Below are 16,023 nucleotides of genomic sequence, written 5' to 3'. Positions count from 1 at the left end.
TCTGCCAAACCCTTCACGAACGGGAATGTAAATCCGATAATAAGAAAAAATGCTGATTTTCATTATAGAACAAATGTTCCGGTGAGGCAACTGGAAATAATGCTATTTCAGAGGTGGAAGACTTGTTAAAAGGATTATATACCGCAACGTCCGCAATGATTACACAGCAGAGAAGAACGGAAATGCTGTCAAATAACATCGCAAACGCGAATACATCAGGGTACAAAGAGGATCAAGGTTCAATCCGCGCCTTTCCCGAGATGCTTCTGAGCCGAATAGAAGGCGATAAAAAAACGAAAATCGGCTCCGTCAACACAGGCGTATACATGCAGGAGCTGAAACCGTTGTTTACGCAGGGAAGCCTGAAAACGACCGATCAGCCGACGGATATCGCGCTGATGGAGAATCAGGTTCCCAAGAATGCCGAAACGAATGAAAACGCCGAGCTGTTTTATCCCGTGCAGACCGCGGGCGGCGTCCGCTATTCAAAAAGCAGCACTTTCTCATTAAATGAAAACAATCAGCTTACGATAAACGGAAACCTTGTGTTATCAACAAACGGACAGCCGATTACAGTCGACAATGAAAAATTCACCGTATCAGAAAACGGAACGGTCACGACAAACGGCCGGCCGGCGGGGCAGATTGATATCAGAATGGAAGAAGACGTGCGCAATCTGAAACGGGACGGCAATGACCTATACAGCACGGCCGACGGCTCTGAACTGCCGAGCGCGGCGGCGAATCCCCAAGTCTCGTATTCATTAAAGCAAGGCGTCTCGGAGCTTTCGAACGTGGACGTGACGAGCACGTATACAGAAATGACGGAAGCATACAGATCATTTGAAGCCAATCAGAAAGTCATTCAGGCTTACGATAAAAGCATGGATAAAGCCGCAAATGAAATCGGCAAAGTGTAACAAAATGGGGGACGTTCAATTATGATGCTCAGATCAATGCTGACGGCTTCAACAGCCTTAAATCAGCTTCAGCAGCAGATGGATACAGTCAGCAGCAACCTTTCAAACAGTGATACGACAGGCTATAAAGCGAGGGACTCCCGCTTTTCCGAGCTGATCAGACAGCAGTATGACCATATAGATGACAAAAAGGAAAATTCGCCGGACATGCGGAAAACGCCGCCCGGCCTGCGTCTCGGCGCCGGAACGGTCATGACTCCGCAGCTGGACTCAGGGCAGGGAAGCATCAAAAAAACCGACCGTGACCTTGATATCGCGTTCACATCACCTTATCAATATCTTCAGGCAGAAGCGGACGGACGGCGGGTGTATACAAGGGACGGCTCACTTTCCCTCAAGCCGGCAGGCGGAAATGACCGGCTGCTTCAGCTGATGACAGCGGGAGGCAATCCCATTCTCGATGAGAACGGTCAGCCCATACAAATTGACAGTTCGCTGACTCAGCTGAAAATCAGCAAAACCGGAACGCTGACTGCTTCAGACCAGGCGGGAACCCGTTCGCAGACGTTTAATCTCGGCATCGTCAATGTCAATAATCCTCAGGCGCTTCATGCGGAAGGGGATAATCTGTTTTCCGTAAACGGCGCGGGGGCTTCAGCGATTGAAGAGCTTACCGGCGCAAACCGGCAGGCAATCGGCATGGAGCAGGGCGCGCTTGAAAGTTCAAATGTCGATATGTCAAAAGAAATGACCGGCTTAATCGTGTCTCAGCGTTCCTATCAGCTGAACAGCCGCACGATTACATTGGGAGACCAAATGCTGGGCTTAATCAACTCAGTCAGATAAAAGAAGGGGCGTTTTGATCAGCCGCGCATGATAAAAAATGCGGCTTTCTCAAAATCGCCCTTTTTTTTGTAGTAATCAGTAATATCCTGAAGCAGCACTTCCAAATCCACCCACGCTTCAATTTTCTGCAGCTCCAGCACAAGCTTCTGCAATCGGTCGTACGGGTCCTCCTGAGCGGTGTACAGTATGTTGAGTGCGGTCAGCTTCAATTTCATAATCTTGTTCTGCACTTTTTCAGATATGTATAAACCTTTCTGCAGCACGGTTTGTCCTTCGGCGGCAGAACCGGTTTTAAAAAGTGCTCTGACCGCTTCGTATACACAATGAAGGTAGGAAACGGGAGACTCTTTCTCGAAACGCTGATTGCCCAATACCTTTTTGTAAAAAGGGAGGGCCTCTTTATCTTTTTTCTGGGCGGTCTTTAAAAAACCAAAATTATAATAGGCGTGGCACAGCAGGTTATTGTCATTGATCCGGTCCGTTATCTTTATGGATTCATTAAAGAGCTGTTCTGCGTCTTCATAGCGTGCCTCGTCTATATAATTCACGGCGAGAAGCAGCCGGCAGCTGAGCGTTTTTTTGATGTAGCCGGCTTCATCTTGATAGATTTCCAGCGCTTTATTGACATATTGAATGGAGAGCGCAGGCGACTTCATCATGTAATATGCACCCGCTGTTTTATAATAAAATTCAGCGGCTTCGAAACGGTCCTGTATGGCCGGCAGGTACTGTTCAGCTTCTTTAAAGCGGCAGACAGCACGGTTCGGAGCGCCATTCACCATATGGAATAACCCTTTGAAAAAATAGAAATAATAAGTTAATTCATGATCCATCTCATCTTTGCGCCGCTTCAGCTCGCAGAACAGTTTATTCAGACCGTCTTTTTTCTCAAACAGCAGCTGAAACCGTGCGAAAAACAGCTGATATCTGAGTTTGAGCTTTGCATTCTTTTGTAATTTGGGGAGATGCTGATTGATTTGTTCGTGAAGGGAACGGGCTAGATCGAATTGGCGTTTTCCCATGGCGTCATACCACTCATTCAGCATCACCCGCGTACGTTTTTCAGTAAACTTAGCAATCATCTTCCAACCTCTTTGCATAGGGTAAAAATCTTTATTTATCATAACACATTAATGGACGAGGCTCATTGCCAGCTGGTTACAGTTTACAGCGCGGTTGAAAAAGAAATTGATTCATAATATACTTCCAAATGTACAGATTGGTTGCCACATATACCTTCTATACATACTATTGTCGATGAAGGAGATGTCAAGAGAATGCTTGATACTCAGCAAATTAAAGAAATTATTCCCCATCGCTATCCGTTTCTTCTGGTAGACAGAATTACGGAAGTCGAAGAAGGAAAACGGGCGGCGGGATATAAAAATGTGACGGCGAATGAAGATTTTTTCAACGGCCATTTTCCTGAATACCCTGTTATGCCGGGCGTATTAATCGTAGAGGCTTTGGCGCAGGTCGGAGCGGTTGCGATGCTGATTAAAGAAGAAAACCGGGGCAGACTTGCATTTTTTGCGGGGATTGATAACTGCCGTTTCAAAAAGCAGGTAAAACCGGGTGACAAGCTGGAGCTTGAGGTTGATATTACCCGCGCGCGCGGTACGATCGGACGCGGCAAAGGCGTTGCCAAAGTTGACGGCGAGCTCGTGTGTGAAGCTGAATTAACCTTTGCGCTCGGAGAATAAAAGCAAACAAATGGGCTTATAAAAAGCCCATTTTGTATAGAAAGGGGTGAATGTGATGTGGTCAGAATTTAAAAGCTTTGCGATGCGGGGCAATATCATGGATCTGGCTATCGGTGTCGTCATCGGCGGCGCTTTCGGCAAAATCGTGACGTCGCTCGTTGAAGACATCATCATGCCGCTGGTCGGCCTGCTTCTTGGCGGTCTTGACTTTTCAGGGCTGGCCGTGACATTCGGCGATGCTCATATCAAGTACGGAAGCTTCATTCAAACGATTGTGAACTTCTTCATTATTTCATTTTCTATTTTTATCGTGATCCGCACAATAGGCAAGCTGAGACGTAAAAAAGAAGCAGAAGAAGAGGCTGAAGAAGCCGAGGAAACAGATCAGCAGACAGAACTGCTGACTGAAATCAGAGATCTGCTGAAACAGCGGGCTCCTCACAATGACTAGGGCACAAAAAAAGGCTGGATGATTAACGTCCGGCCTTTTTCATGATCATAATTTTTGTTTAAACGCTTCAATCAGCCGGCTGCCCGAGTAGCCTTCTTTCACGAGCGACTCCAGAATGCTTTCTGATCCGGGGTGGTTTCTTGACACCATTTGACCGTAAATTAAAACTTGTATACTTCTTTCCAACTGGACAATATTTTTGATGCTTCCCGTCAGCTGGGCGGGGCGGTTGCTTTTTTTCGTAATCGTTACAAACACCTTCGCTTCTTTCTGGCTTTTCATCAGCATGTCAAAAAAAGACAAGTGTTCGGCCGGGACCAGTGCTTCAATTAACCAATGATTTTCTCCGTCCTCTTTGTTGATAATCAATCCGTCTAAAAGGGGAAACTGCTCAATCGGCTGATCGTCTTTATCTAAACGTTCCACATTCAGATCAACCAGTTTAAAGGTTTTCATCTCTTATTTTCACCCCTGTTGTCCATGTTTTTCGTTCATTTATTATAACACATATCATTTTTCCCGGGAAAATGCTGTAAGACATGCTTCATCATTTTTGTAGGCGGTCAACATTTAATCATTTCTATTTTTTCATTATAATGTAAAAGAATATGGTCATGGAGAGATGCTTATGAATCAATTGCGCCTGAAGGAAATCTATATAGAAGACGGTTCAAGGCGAAAAGACGATCATTCCTACTTGGTATGCAAAAAGGAAGATTGTGAGGTGCATCTTAACAGAAGGGGAAATGTCGTCTTTTTATATGAAACAAAAGACCGCATGGAACAGTATAAAATTCAGCTTTCACTGACTGATAAAAAGCTGAGTTTTTACTGGTTCGCATGGGACGGCGGAAAGTTTGTCCGCATGTTTGAGAAAGACTGGCTCAAAACGAAACTTTTCTCGCGGCTGCTCAAAAATACATATTACATAAGCGGCCAAAAACAAAAGTTTTTTTTATCAGAAAGAAAAACGAAAACATAAGAGCAGCCTGAACGAATAACGGCTTTTTCCGCTTTTTGCTTTCACGAGCCCTTGTACTACAATGAAGCCAGCCTCGAAAAAGAGAGGAGGATACGGCTTGTTTAACCACGTTATGCTTGTCGGCCGGCTGACGAAAGACCCGGAGCTCCGTTTTACATCAGCGGGCATTCCCGTCGCGCATATTACGCTGGCGGTAAACCGCAATTTTAAAAGCGCGTCGGGTGAAACCGGAACCGACTTCGTCAACTGCACCATCTGGAGAAAAAACGCTGAAAACACGGCATTGTACTGCCAAAAAGGGTCAATGGTCGGTGTAAGCGGCAGAATCCAGACGAGAAGCTATGAAAAGACAGACGGCGTAAAAGTTTATGTGACCGAGGTCATGGCTGATACCGTTCGGTTTATGGATCAAAAACGGAAAGAGCCGCTGGCTGAATAGCATGCTTTTTTCCTCGATTTCCCGCCTTTTTCAGCGGGCCCCGCAATACCTCCTTCCCATTTGCCAGTCGAAAGACTGGTTTTTTTGTGCGGGAGCTAAAAAATGGTTAAAAAGAAGTGATTTCGCTTATGAATACTTAAAAACATTGAATATATCGGGATAAAAACTTATAATTACTTACAGATAAGTGACGAAAAAGGGAATGAGGACGTGTATCAAGAAGAAAGACTGATTGCGATAATGGAATATTTGAAACAGCATCGGCGGATCACCGCTGAACAGATATGTTCGCTGCTTCATATTTCAAGAGATACCGCAAGAAGGGACCTTGTAAAGCTGAAAGAGCGCGGGGCCATTATCAGAACACGGGGCGGCGCGATTCTGCCGTCGGTGAATCAGGAAGTTCCGGGCTATTCGGGCCGGCTGAAAACCGTTTCTGAAGAGAAAAACAAAATCGGCAAGCTGGCAGCATCCCTGATCCATAAAGGAGACCGGATCATTCTGGACACCTCGACAACCGTGCAGGCCTGCGCGGAGCATTTAAATGTCACCGGCTGCACTGTTATTACAAATTCGATCAATCAGGCCGATATCCTTTCCGCAAAAGAGGGAATTGATATTCACCTGCTCGGCGGAAAGCTCCAGAAGGAACACCGGTTTTTATACGGGGCTTCCGTCGTAGAAAAACTGGGGGATTATCACGCCGATAAGGTGCTGATCGGCGTTGTCGGCATCTCGGAAAACGGTCTGACGATACCTCACGAAGAAGACGGCATGGTAAAGCGTAAAATGATCCGACAGGCGGAACAGGTGATTGCGCTGAGCGATCACTCCAAGCTTGGCCGTACGAGTTTTTATCAGTATGCAGACCTGCACGAGGTTGACCTGCTGATTACCGATCGGCTGCCTGATCAGGATTTTTGCGATCTGCTCGACCGGCACGGCGTAGAATTGCTTGTAACTGAATCTGAAGAAGAGGATGAGGACATGTGAAACTGATTGCCATAGATCTGGACGGCACACTGCTGAACAGCAGTCATCAAGTAAGCGATGAAAATGAGCGGGCTTTAAGGGAAGCCCGGCAAGCGGGAATTGAAATCGTGGTTTCCACGGGACGCGCGCATTTTGACGTGCATTCCATATTCGAACCGCTCGGCATAAAAACGTGGGTCATCAGCGCAAACGGAGCCGCCATTCATGCTCCTGACGGCAGCCTGTACCACTGTGATGCGATTGAAGAAACAAGAGCCCGCGGCATTTTGTCATGGCTTGAAGAGAATCAATATTACTATGAGGTGTTTACAAACAAAGCCATCTATACGCCTGAAACCGGCAGGCAGCTGCTCGATATCGAAATGGACCGGGTGAAAAGCGCCAATCCGGAAACCGATCTTTCCGTTTTGGAACAGGCGGCTTCAGTGCAATACAGCCAGTCCGGCTTTGCTTACATTCATTCATACCGTGAGCTCTTTGAGAAAGAAGAGCATCTGGATTTTTATAATATTCTCGGATTTTCGTTTGATGAGCGGAAGCTGAAAGCGGGCTGGGACCGATTCAGCGGTCAGAAAGATCTCACCCTTGTCAGCTCTGCCGACCACAACTTCGAACTGGCGTCTCGAAACGCCTCTAAAGGGCAGGCGCTCAAACGGCTGGCGCAAAAGCTCGGCATTCCGATGGCTGAAACCGCCGCGGTCGGTGACAGCTTAAATGACTATTCAATGCTTCAGGCGGCCGGAAAAGGCATAGCGATGGGGAATGCGAGAGAAGATATTAAAGAGATCGCTGATGCCGTTACATTGACAAATGATCAAAACGGCGTTGCGCATATGATCAGGAATTTACTGTGAAAGGTATGGCGATACTGTTCATGACTGGCGTGACGCATTCATGGCAAATGCGGCGTAACAGTAAGGACGACATAAAAGACCGGCTCTTCTGAGAGAGCCGGCCTTTTTGCGTTTAATGTGATTGCGCCGATGCGCTGAGGGTGAATAATTCTTCAAGCTCAGCGGATGACAGCTCGGTAATCCAATTTTCACTTTGGATAATCTGATCGTTCAGCGTTTGTTTCGTTTCGAGCATGGCATCAATTTTTTCTTCAATCGTTCCCGTCGTAATGAGTTTGTGAACATGGACGAACCGTTCCTGGCCGATTCGGTAGGCGCGGTCGGTCGCCTGGTTTTCCACCGCCGGATTCCACCATCTGTCATAGTGAATGACATGATTGGCAGCCGTCAGGTTCAGGCCGGTTCCGCCCGCTTTCAGTGACAAAATCAGCGTCGGGTATTCTTTCTTCTGGAACCGTTCGACGAGAGAATCGCGTTCCTGCTTGGATAGGCTTCCGTTTAAAAACTGAACCGGTTCTCCGAATGCTTTTTCCAGGAGGCGCTTCATCATGTTGCCCATCTGAATGTATTGGGTGAAAATGAGGCAGCTTTCCCCCTGTCCGCGGATCGCCGCCATTAAATCAAGCAGCTTTTCCAGTTTGACGGATCTCCCGTTTAACAGCTCTGTCTGTTCTTCCTTCAAATAGAGCGCAGGATGACCGCATATTTGCTTCAAGCGGCCGAGCATGCTCAGAATCAGCGCTTTCCGCTGCATCCCGGTCAGAGAAGCCATATGTTCAAATGTATCTTTGACAAGCTGTTCATAAAGGGATGCCTGTTCGGCTGAGAGCGGGATAAACTCTTTTTGTTCCAGCTTGTCAGGAAGATTAAGCGCCACTTCTTCATCCCGTTTTGTCCGGCGCAGTAAAAACGGCCGGATTAACTGCTGAAGCTGGTTGATTCTTTTTTCGTCACGGTCTTTTTCAATCGGCAGCACATAGCGTTTATGAAAGCCGGTCAGACTGCCGAGATAGCCTTTGTTCATAAAATCAAAGATCGACCAAAGCTCTGTCAGGCGGTTTTCCATCGGTGTTCCGCTCAGCGCGATATGATGGACGCCTTTCAGCTTTCTGATCGCGCGGGACTGCTTCGTATGCGCGTTTTTAATATTTTGCGCTTCATCAAGGCAGATGGTGCTCCATGTCACGGAAGAAAGCTCTTCCTGATCGGCGTGCGAGAGGCCGTAAGAAGTAAGAACGACGTCCGCGTCCTGATAGGCCGGGACAAATGCTTCCCCCTTCGGCCGGCGGGGGCCGTAATGAAGCACGGCCTTCAGCTGCGGCGCGAAGGTCTGGAGCTCACGCTGCCAGTTGCCGAGCACCGATGTCGGCGCAATGATTAAGGCAGGCGCTTTTTGCCGGCCGCTTTCCTTGACATGGAGAAAATAAGCGATCATCTGAATCGTCTTTCCAAGTCCCATGTCATCTGCGAGACAGGCGCCGAAGCCGTTTTCCCGTAAAAACAGAAGCCAGTTCATGCCGTACATCTGATAAGGGCGGAGCTGGCCCTGAAACGCGGCGCTGACTTCATGTTCCGGCAGATCCCGGGCTTCCGTCAGTTTGCGGATCAGGCTTCTGAGATGCTTTGATAATTCGATCTTGATCCCGGCAAATGCCGATGAGTCAATGATGTCCGTGTCCTCGGCTCCGTTTTCCCCGTGATCCATCAGTTCGCGCGCCAGCACGTCGGACATGTGGAGGCCCTCAGATTCCGCTTTTTCCATCAGTTTTTTCATCTGTTTAATAAATTGCGGATCAATTTTCACCCATTGGCCGCGGATATTGACGAGACGTCTGTTGTTTGCGACAAGCTCATTGAATTCATCCTCTGTCAGCTCAATTCCGTTTGTGGCGAATCTCCAGTTGAAATCAAGCAGAGCGTTCATGCCGACGAAGGACTCGCCCCGCGGGGAGGATGACACTTTCGCCTTGAGCATCATATTGCTGTCCCGGACAATCTGCCACCATGATGGGAGAAGAATCTCCACACCCATATCGACAAGCGTCTCACTCGCTTCCGATAAGAAGATCCAAGCCTCTTCTTCAGAAATCAGCGTCGTTCCTGAATCAAACGAAAGCCAGGGAACCGTTCTGCGGAAGCGGTCCTGTTCGCGCGCGATTTTTCCGCTGTATGCCTGCCACGCTTTTTTCAGTCCCTTCAGTCCGTCAAAAAAGGTGATGGAGCCGGTTTTTTTCTCACGTAAAAACATTTCGATTTTCCAGTCGTCACCGTCGAAATCAGGCTCGTTTAATCGAAGCCCGACGGTAAACGGCGTCACATCGTCATGCCAGCCGATTCCCTCGAGAAAATCATCTTCATCTAAAAAGGAGCCTTTAAACGTATGAACGGCCGGTGAGCGGGTTTCGATCCGCCGCCATTTTTCCAGCAGGTCATCATTGTACTGGATGTAGTCCTGGACCGCGGCTGAGAACCAGTCTGCCGTAAAGCCTTCCAGCAAAAGCTCACGGTCTTTGAAGCGCAGGACGCCATTTTGCCAAGCCTCATAATCCGGAAGAAAATCGCCGTCGGCAATAAATTCGTATATCGTCGAAGCCGCTTCGATTAATGGTTCCGTTTCCTTTGTCAGCTGCACGGTGCTGAATGAATTGAACGAGTTTTTTCCGAGCAGCTCGACGGTCATCCACGGGCTGAGCAGAACGGCCGGAGTGCCTATGAAGCTGACGTCTTCAAGAAACGTTCCGTAAAAGGTGGACTCATGCCATTGGAACAAATGAGTCTTCATCTGACTGAGAGTAAGCGGCTGCTCCTTCTCATCATGGCTTGACAGCGTAAATGTCCAATCTTCCATTTGTTCTACATGAATGAAAATTTCCTTAAGACTCGCCATCAATCAACTTTCCTTTCTGCAATTCTTCTTGAAGGGCGCGCAGCCTCTTGTAACTTGCGCTCAGCCGGCTGATATACCGTTCCCATACCTGCTGTTTTTTTGCCTTTTTATAAAGCGTCCGCAGTTTTTTCAGATGGCGTGCAGCCTCTTTATAGGCGCTGCGGTTTTTTTGATCGATAAAAAAGGCCGCCGCCCGGTGATAGGAGGGGATGAGCGCTTCCGGATCACTGGCGGCAATTTCCTTCAGGATGTCCTTTTCGATTTCCCAGACGGAAAAACCGACGAGGCTGTGAATCTCCACCCACTCCGCGTACCGCCGTTTTTCGTACAGGTACTGGCTGTATTCGGTAAAGGTATAGGGAAGGCAGCCGGAAGCAAACCGTTCAAACAGCTGATCATCCCGTGAGTGCCGCGCATAATCCGCCAATAGCGCAAACAGCTCTCCGATGATGTCGCGCATTTCTTTAAACGGCTTATCAAGCTTCGTATAGTTGACGGCAAGCGGTTCGATCCGGCCATACCATGCTTTCAGCCGTTTCCAGTCTTTTTTCGCGGTGAGTTCACCGAGCCATTGAAAGGTATACGGCAGCGCTTCAGGAGGGAAGCGGGACATATCTTGGAAGACCGCTTCATCATCTTTTTGCAAAAAGGCCAGATGAAGCCGCCCGAACCGCACTTCCGGTGAAAAACGGCGCCCGCTTTCCTGTGCGAGAATCTCCTGTTCGCGCGCGACCCATTTCGGCCGGTTCAAAAGCGCGCTCCACATTTCACCGAATACCCGGAGGCGTTCGTATTGAAAAAGCTCTTCTTTCACAAGCAGTCTGCGCAGCACCGGGGGCGTCCGGTCTAAAAAAGGATCGAGTGAAAAAGACAAGGCGTACGTTTTCAGTCTGTCAATGGAGGAATAAATCGTATCCATCAGCTGTTCCACGTATGGATTGATGCTGTAATAATCTTTTTCGGCATCCAATCTGCCTGACTCAATCAAAGTGAACATGTGAAGCCAGACGGCAAGCGCCGAATGAATCTGATATAAGCTTTTAAGCTCGGGTTTTTTCGGGGCGTGTTTTTTGAGCGCTGACAGATAGCCGTAATAAAGGCCCTGCATCGTCTGGCTTCCGGCCGGCGTCCGCGCCTCCCACAGCGAGAATTCCGAATCAAAAAAAGCGAGCCAGCTTGACAGCGACTCTTCATTCGGCAGCACTTTTTCCTGAAACTGCCGGCGGACAAGCTCCCTGCTTTCCTCAAGCTTTTCTCTTTCCAGCCAATGTTCGGTAAAGGTACCGACCCGCTCGAATTGGGCATATACGTAAAGAAAAACGGCCAGCACGTGGCGGCAGATCGCCTCAGACGGGCATGCGCAGCCGCTTTTCACCATGAAAAATAAGTTCAGCGTGACCCTTACAGGCACAACATCCTGCACATATGCGGAAATCTCTGTCGGGGTTTGAACCTGTATACGATAGACGGAATCCTGCCGATATAAAATGAGTGCTTTCTTCATCAGCTGAACATTGTCTTCATTGTAAGGAAGAAGTTCTTTAAGCTGTTCAGCCGCTGCGAGCACATCTTCTTTAGCAATCATATCCTGAAGCATGATTATCGCTCCTAACGAGTCACAAAATAAAAAGATTCCAATTCCTCTATTATATCGCAACACATGGCCCGGAAAAAGTTTTTCCTAAAAAAGGACATAAAAACCCGAATGTGTCGAATGATGTATTAGAGATTGCAAAACAGCACCCGACAGCATATAATAATCTTGTTTTCAATTTAATGGAAGCCGAAAGGAAACGAATGATGAAGAAAACGAAGTTAGATCAAGAGGAGTTTCTGAAGATTTTAATGCATGCGCACGACATTGGTGAGCAGTCCTCTGAGATGACCACAAAAGAAATGCTTGAGAATTTGATTTCTTATATTAAAAATGGATATGCAACATAAAATCCCGCAGGCTCTTGGCCGCGGGATTTTTTAATCTTCCTGTGACACCAGTATTTAAAGCGCTTACAAAATAAAACAGATTGAAGTGATTGTCTATTTTTGTCGAATTTTGTCATTTGAAAAGGTTAGAAATGACAGTTTAAAGCTGTATAATCGTAATTGGAAAAGATCATTGGAGGGAATGGGAATACGCGGAAAGTGATATGGAGGTTATATGGGAGAATCTGCAAGCATAAAGGAAATATTCGCAATACTGAGAAAGCGTCTGCTGTTTATACTTATTATTACCGCGGCGGCATCTGCCGCAGGCGGACTCATCAGTTTCTTCGCTCTTACGCCGGTCTATGAAAACTCAACTCAAATTTTGGTCAGCCAATCCAAAAACAATCAAAAAGAAGTCCAATTCAATGACGTTCAAACCAACCTCCAATTAATCAACACGTATAATGTCATCATCAAAAGCCCGGTCATCCTCGACGAAGTGATTAAACAGCTGCATCTGTCCATGACTTCGAAAGAGCTGGAATCGAAAATCACGGTGTCCAGCGAGCAGGATTCACAAGTCGTGACGATTGCCGTGAGGGATACGGATGCTAAGCGGGCGGCCGTTATGGCAAATGCGGTTGCAGCCGTTTTTCAGGACAAGATCACCGCCATCATGAACGTGGATAATGTCAGCATCCTTTCAAAGGCCGAAGCGGCGGACAGCCAGTCACCGGCAGAGCCTAACCGTAAGCTGAACATCGCGATTGCGTTTGCCGCCGGACTTTTGGGCGGAATCGGTCTCGCCTTTTTGCTGGAACATCTGGATAATACGATCAAATCGGAAGAACAGCTGGAATCGCTGCTCGGCATCCCGATCCTGGGAACGGTTACTTCAATCAGTACTAAAGACAGCGTTGCCAAAAACTTGAGGATGGCGGAAACCAAACAAGCGGGGGGCGGACATGTTGACGCGTAAAAAAGACAAACCCGGAAAACGAAGCGTGATTGCGATGTCTGAGCCGAAATCCATCAACTCAGAACAATATCGCACGATCCGCACAAACATTGAATTTTCTTCCGTTGATACGGAGGTGAAGTCCCTTTTGATTACATCCGCCGGCCCGGAAGAAGGAAAATCGACAACCGCGGCCAACCTTGCCGTCGTATTTGCACAGCAGGGGAAAAAAGTGCTTTTAATTGATGCGGATCTGCGCAAACCGACGGTTCATTTCACCTTCAAATTGGACAACGGAACCGGATTAACGTCACTGCTGTTAAAACAGATGCCGTTTCAGAAAGCCGTCCTGCCGGCTGATGAAGCAAACCTGGATATTTTAACGAGCGGGCCGATCCCGCCCAATCCGGCGGAGCTTTTATCGACGGGTGCCATGAAAGATCTTCTGTCAGAAGCCGGCGCAGTTTATGATAAAGTGATTTTGGATACGCCTCCCGTTTTGGCCGTAGCCGATACGAAAATATTAGGCAGCTACACTGACGGGGCCATTATGGTGATCTCAAGCGGGAAAACGGACAAGGAAAAAGCGGCCAAGGCGAAAGAAGCGCTCGATTACTGCCCGTGCAAGCTCCTTGGGGCCGTGATGAACGGGAAGAAACAAACGAAACACTCGGACTACGCCTATTACGGACAATAATGTCATAATGGGCGCGGTCCATTCTTTTTAAGGAGGGAATGAAATATGATAGATATCCATTGTCACATCCTTCCTTCCATAGACGACGGCGCGGCGGATGATACAGAAAGTCTGAAGATGGCGAGAGAAGCGGTCAGACAGGGGATTGATACGATCATCGCGACGCCGCATCATGTGAAATACCGCTATGACACGGACCGGCATACGGTCAACGAAGCGGTCAGCCTGTTAAACAAACGTTTGAATAAGGAAGGCATTCCGCTGACTGTTCTGCCCGGCCAGGAAATCAGAACAGACGGAGATCTGCTGACAGGTCTTCAAAGCGGCTCGCTTGTCCCGCTCCATAATACAAAGTATGTGCTGGCGGAATTTCCGGCGGATCATGTCCCGGCCTACGCTGAAAGGCTGTTTTATGAACTGCAGCTGAACGGATATGTCCCCGTCATCGCCCATCCGGAGCGGAACAGGGAAATTCGCGAAAACCCTTCCGTCCTATACAATCTTGTGAAGAAAGGCGCGGCCGCCCAAGTGACGGCCGGCTGCATTGCCGGAGCATTCGGGCGGAAAGCGAAATCCTTTTCGCTGCAGCTGATGGAAGCGAATTTGATCCACTTTCTCGCATCCGACGCCCATAATCTCGGACCGAGAAATTTTTATTATCAGGAGGCGCTCGGCGTTCTGAAAAAAGAAGCAGGGGCTGAGCTGATTTACATGCTCACGGAAAACGCGGCGCTTCTCGCTGAAAACAAAGCCGTTTATAAGGAACCTCCGCTGCCTGTGGCCCGCCGTAAGCGCTGGGGTCTTTTTTAATCGTCGTCTCCATCCCGTTTAAATGAAGCGTAAGCGGCTGTTTTGCAAGATGATTCTTTTATGCTTATGCTTATTATCAGCGGCCGGCGCCGTTTTTTCCTATCATGACCTCAGGCTTCCGGCATTCCGCCGGCGCCGGGATCATATGATAATAACGGTAAGCTGCCCAGCAGCAATTTCTAAACGGTTGGGGGAACACGATGAAAATAACAGTGATCGGAACAGGCTACGTCGGTCTTGTGACAGGAGTGTCTCTTTCAGAAATCGGCCATGACGTAACATGCATAGATATTGACGAACGTAAGGTTGAGCAGATGAGAAAGGGATTGTCCCCTATCTTTGAACCGGGCCTTGAAGATATGATGAAACGAAATATCGGCCGGCATCGGCTGGCATTTGAAACAAGCTACGAAAAAGGGCTTGCGGAAACAGACGTTATTTTTATAGCGGTCGGGACACCGCAAAAAGAAGACGGGCACGCAAACCTTACTTATATTGAAAATGTCGCCGAACGGATTGCCGAACATATTTCTAAAGATGCGATTGTCGTGACAAAAAGCACGGTTCCTGTGGGAACGAATGACAGGATCAGAGAAGTTATTCATTCACGGCTGAAAGCGGACGTGAACATTTCAATCGCCTCGAATCCGGAATTTCTCCGTGAAGGTTCAGCGATTCACGATACCTTTCACGGCGACCGCATCGTGATCGGGGCTGAAGACCGGCAGACGCGGGAAACGCTTGACCGGGTTTTCGCGCCGCTTGCGATTCCGGTATATCATACGGACATCAGAAGCGCTGAGATGATCAAATATGCGTCAAACGCATTTTTAGCGGCAAAAATCAGTTTTATTAATGAAATTTCTCATATATGTGAAAAAGTCGGTGCGGACGTGGAATCAGTCGCACACGGAATGGGATTGGATAAACGGATTGGCAATCAATTCTTAAGAGCCGGCATCGGTTACGGCGGTTCCTGTTTTCCGAAGGATACAAACGCCCTCGTGCAGATTGCGGGACATGTGGAGCATGATTTTGAATTGCTGAAGTCCGTCATTAAAGTCAACAATAACCAGCAGTCCATGCTGGTTGATAAAGTGCTGAACAGGCTCGGCGGAGTGACGGGGAAGACCATCGCGTTATTAGGGCTGTCTTTTAAGCCGAATACAGATGATATGCGGGATGCGCCGTCCATTGTCATTGCGGATCGTCTGGCGGCTCTTGACGCCCGGATGACAGCGTACGATCCGATCGCTTCATTCCGGGCTTCCGGACTGCTTCCGGCTGCGGTTTCCTATCGGGAGTCCATAGAAGAAGCCGTCAGGGGAGCGGATGCCGTCCTGATTCTGACAGATTGGGAACAAATTAAACATTTTCCGCTTGAAGCGTACAAAGAGCTGATGGAAACCCCGGTTATTTTCGACGGGAGAAACTGCCACTCGCTTGAGGAAGCGGAACAGGCGGGCGTGGAATATATTTCAATCGGAAGAAGAGCCGTCGTGCCTCAGACTGATTCTGTCACTTGAAAGGCCGGCGGACCGCGCCGGCCTTTTATCA

General features: G+C 48.2%; 17 protein-coding genes. 13 read left to right on the top strand and 4 right to left on the bottom strand.

Annotated features, from left to right (window positions below):
• Positions 1-122: 122 nt before the first annotated feature.
• Together GNE05_RS18575 and GNE05_RS18570 are read left to right on the top strand one after the other, a co-directional pair.
• Entirely contained in the window at positions 123-920 is a 798-nt protein-coding gene (locus GNE05_RS18575; protein ID WP_007614310.1) for a flagellar hook-basal body complex protein FlhO, read from the top strand.
• 24 nt (positions 921-944) lie between these two features.
• The gene (locus GNE05_RS18570; RefSeq protein WP_160183219.1) at positions 945-1,766 is read left to right on the top strand and encodes a flagellar hook-basal body protein; all 822 of its coding nucleotides are present in this window, start codon (positions 945-947) and stop codon (positions 1,764-1,766) included.
• 17 nt (positions 1,767-1,783) lie between these two features.
• Here the strand turns inward: GNE05_RS18570 and GNE05_RS18565 are convergent, their stop codons facing one another.
• Positions 1,784-2,848, bottom strand: coding sequence for a tetratricopeptide repeat protein (locus GNE05_RS18565; protein WP_017418759.1), 1,065 nt, complete (start codon positions 2,846-2,848; stop codon positions 1,784-1,786).
• 195 nt (positions 2,849-3,043) lie between these two features.
• On the opposite strand from GNE05_RS18565, the gene fabZ reads away from it, so the two are divergent.
• A complete protein-coding gene (gene fabZ / locus GNE05_RS18560; RefSeq protein WP_003151242.1) occupies positions 3,044-3,469 on the top strand; it encodes a 3-hydroxyacyl-ACP dehydratase FabZ in 426 nt (141 codons plus the stop codon).
• A 55-nt stretch (positions 3,470-3,524) separates the two neighbouring features.
• The gene (gene mscL / locus GNE05_RS18555) at positions 3,525-3,920 is read left to right on the top strand and encodes a large conductance mechanosensitive channel protein MscL (protein WP_003151243.1); all 396 of its coding nucleotides are present in this window, start codon (positions 3,525-3,527) and stop codon (positions 3,918-3,920) included.
• A gap of 45 nt (positions 3,921-3,965) precedes the next feature.
• On the opposite strand, the gene GNE05_RS18550 is transcribed toward mscL, so the two are convergent.
• Entirely contained in the window at positions 3,966-4,376 is a 411-nt protein-coding gene (locus tag GNE05_RS18550) for a YwpF-like family protein (RefSeq protein WP_044802928.1), read from the bottom strand.
• 172 nt (positions 4,377-4,548) lie between these two features.
• On the opposite strand from GNE05_RS18550, the gene GNE05_RS18545 reads away from it, so the two are divergent.
• The 4 genes from GNE05_RS18545 to GNE05_RS18530 all read left to right on the top strand — a co-directional run bounded on the left by GNE05_RS18545 (position 4,549) and on the right by GNE05_RS18530 (position 7,188).
• Positions 4,549-4,902, top strand: coding sequence for a hypothetical protein (locus GNE05_RS18545; RefSeq protein ID WP_003151247.1), 354 nt, complete (start codon positions 4,549-4,551; stop codon positions 4,900-4,902).
• A 97-nt stretch (positions 4,903-4,999) separates the two neighbouring features.
• Positions 5,000-5,341 carry a single-stranded DNA-binding protein gene (locus GNE05_RS18540; protein ID WP_003151249.1) on the top strand — a complete coding sequence of 114 codons (342 nt, stop codon included), beginning with the start codon at positions 5,000-5,002 and terminating at the stop codon, positions 5,339-5,341.
• A gap of 210 nt (positions 5,342-5,551) precedes the next feature.
• The gene (locus GNE05_RS18535) at positions 5,552-6,334 is read left to right on the top strand and encodes a transcriptional regulator GlcR (RefSeq protein ID WP_003151250.1); all 783 of its coding nucleotides are present in this window, start codon (positions 5,552-5,554) and stop codon (positions 6,332-6,334) included.
• Positions 6,331-7,188 carry a Cof-type HAD-IIB family hydrolase gene (locus tag GNE05_RS18530; RefSeq protein ID WP_014419072.1) on the top strand — a complete coding sequence of 286 codons (858 nt, stop codon included), beginning with the start codon at positions 6,331-6,333 and terminating at the stop codon, positions 7,186-7,188. Before GNE05_RS18535 ends, GNE05_RS18530 begins: the two co-directional genes overlap by 4 nt.
• Positions 7,189-7,300: 112 nt before the next feature.
• Here the strand turns inward: GNE05_RS18530 and GNE05_RS18525 are convergent, their stop codons facing one another.
• Complete coding sequence (locus GNE05_RS18525) at positions 7,301-10,075, bottom strand: DEAD/DEAH box helicase (RefSeq protein WP_160183077.1); 2,775 nt, start codon at positions 10,073-10,075, stop codon at positions 7,301-7,303.
• Positions 10,062-11,672 carry an SWIM zinc finger family protein gene (locus GNE05_RS18520; RefSeq protein WP_015418391.1) on the bottom strand — a complete coding sequence of 537 codons (1,611 nt, stop codon included), beginning with the start codon at positions 11,670-11,672 and terminating at the stop codon, positions 10,062-10,064. The genes GNE05_RS18525 and GNE05_RS18520 overlap by 14 nt, the downstream gene beginning before the upstream one ends.
• Positions 11,673-11,875: 203 nt before the next feature.
• Between GNE05_RS18520 and GNE05_RS18515 the strand changes: the two genes are divergently transcribed.
• The 5 genes from GNE05_RS18515 (at position 11,876) to GNE05_RS18495 (ending at position 15,992) form a co-directional block, all read left to right on the top strand.
• Positions 11,876-12,019 carry a YwzD family small protein gene (locus tag GNE05_RS18515; RefSeq protein WP_003151259.1) on the top strand — a complete coding sequence of 48 codons (144 nt, stop codon included), beginning with the start codon at positions 11,876-11,878 and terminating at the stop codon, positions 12,017-12,019.
• 214 nt (positions 12,020-12,233) lie between these two features.
• Positions 12,234-12,980: a protein-tyrosine kinase activator TkmA gene (locus GNE05_RS18510; RefSeq protein WP_151140098.1), complete on the top strand. Its 747-nt coding sequence runs from the start codon at positions 12,234-12,236 to the stop codon at positions 12,978-12,980.
• The gene (locus GNE05_RS18505) at positions 12,967-13,656 is read left to right on the top strand and encodes a CpsD/CapB family tyrosine-protein kinase (protein ID WP_015418389.1); all 690 of its coding nucleotides are present in this window, start codon (positions 12,967-12,969) and stop codon (positions 13,654-13,656) included. The genes GNE05_RS18510 and GNE05_RS18505 overlap by 14 nt, the downstream gene beginning before the upstream one ends.
• A 45-nt stretch (positions 13,657-13,701) precedes the next feature.
• On the top strand, positions 13,702-14,466 hold the full coding sequence (locus GNE05_RS18500) for a tyrosine-protein phosphatase (RefSeq protein ID WP_095060241.1): 765 nt from the start codon (positions 13,702-13,704) through the stop codon (positions 14,464-14,466).
• Between the two features lie 200 nt (positions 14,467-14,666).
• Positions 14,667-15,992 carry a UDP-glucose dehydrogenase family protein gene (locus GNE05_RS18495; RefSeq protein WP_022553902.1) on the top strand — a complete coding sequence of 442 codons (1,326 nt, stop codon included), beginning with the start codon at positions 14,667-14,669 and terminating at the stop codon, positions 15,990-15,992.
• Positions 15,993-16,023 lie beyond the last annotated feature (31 nt).

Source organism: Bacillus sp. AM1(2019) (assembly GCF_009906915.1).
GTDB classification, from domain to species: Bacteria; Bacillota; Bacilli; order Bacillales; family Bacillaceae; genus Bacillus; species Bacillus velezensis.
This window is presented reverse-complemented; position numbering and strand designations above follow the sequence as displayed.

Bases quoted from the DNA above. Each gene is read 5' to 3' on its own strand.
- GNE05_RS18570 (WP_160183219.1), top strand. From the start codon at position 945: ATGCTCAGATCAATGCTGACGGCTTCAACAGCCTTAAATCAGCTTCAG.
- GNE05_RS18565 (WP_017418759.1), bottom strand. From the start codon at position 2,848: ATGATTGCTAAGTTTACTGAAAAACGTACGCGGGTGATGCTGAATGAG.
- fabZ (WP_003151242.1), top strand. From the start codon at position 3,044: ATGCTTGATACTCAGCAAATTAAAGAAATTATTCCCCATCGCTATCCG.
- mscL (WP_003151243.1), top strand. From the start codon at position 3,525: ATGTGGTCAGAATTTAAAAGCTTTGCGATGCGGGGCAATATCATGGAT.
- GNE05_RS18550 (WP_044802928.1), bottom strand. From the start codon at position 4,376: ATGAAAACCTTTAAACTGGTTGATCTGAATGTGGAACGTTTAGATAAA.
- GNE05_RS18545 (WP_003151247.1), top strand. From the start codon at position 4,549: ATGAATCAATTGCGCCTGAAGGAAATCTATATAGAAGACGGTTCAAGG.
- GNE05_RS18525 (WP_160183077.1), bottom strand. From the start codon at position 10,075: ATGGCGAGTCTTAAGGAAATTTTCATTCATGTAGAACAAATGGAAGAT.
- GNE05_RS18520 (WP_015418391.1), bottom strand. From the start codon at position 11,672: ATGCTTCAGGATATGATTGCTAAAGAAGATGTGCTCGCAGCGGCTGAA.
- GNE05_RS18515 (WP_003151259.1), top strand. From the start codon at position 11,876: ATGAAGAAAACGAAGTTAGATCAAGAGGAGTTTCTGAAGATTTTAATG.
- GNE05_RS18510 (WP_151140098.1), top strand. From the start codon at position 12,234: ATGGGAGAATCTGCAAGCATAAAGGAAATATTCGCAATACTGAGAAAG.
- GNE05_RS18505 (WP_015418389.1), top strand. From the start codon at position 12,967: ATGTTGACGCGTAAAAAAGACAAACCCGGAAAACGAAGCGTGATTGCG.
- GNE05_RS18500 (WP_095060241.1), top strand. From the start codon at position 13,702: ATGATAGATATCCATTGTCACATCCTTCCTTCCATAGACGACGGCGCG.
- GNE05_RS18495 (WP_022553902.1), top strand. From the start codon at position 14,667: ATGAAAATAACAGTGATCGGAACAGGCTACGTCGGTCTTGTGACAGGA.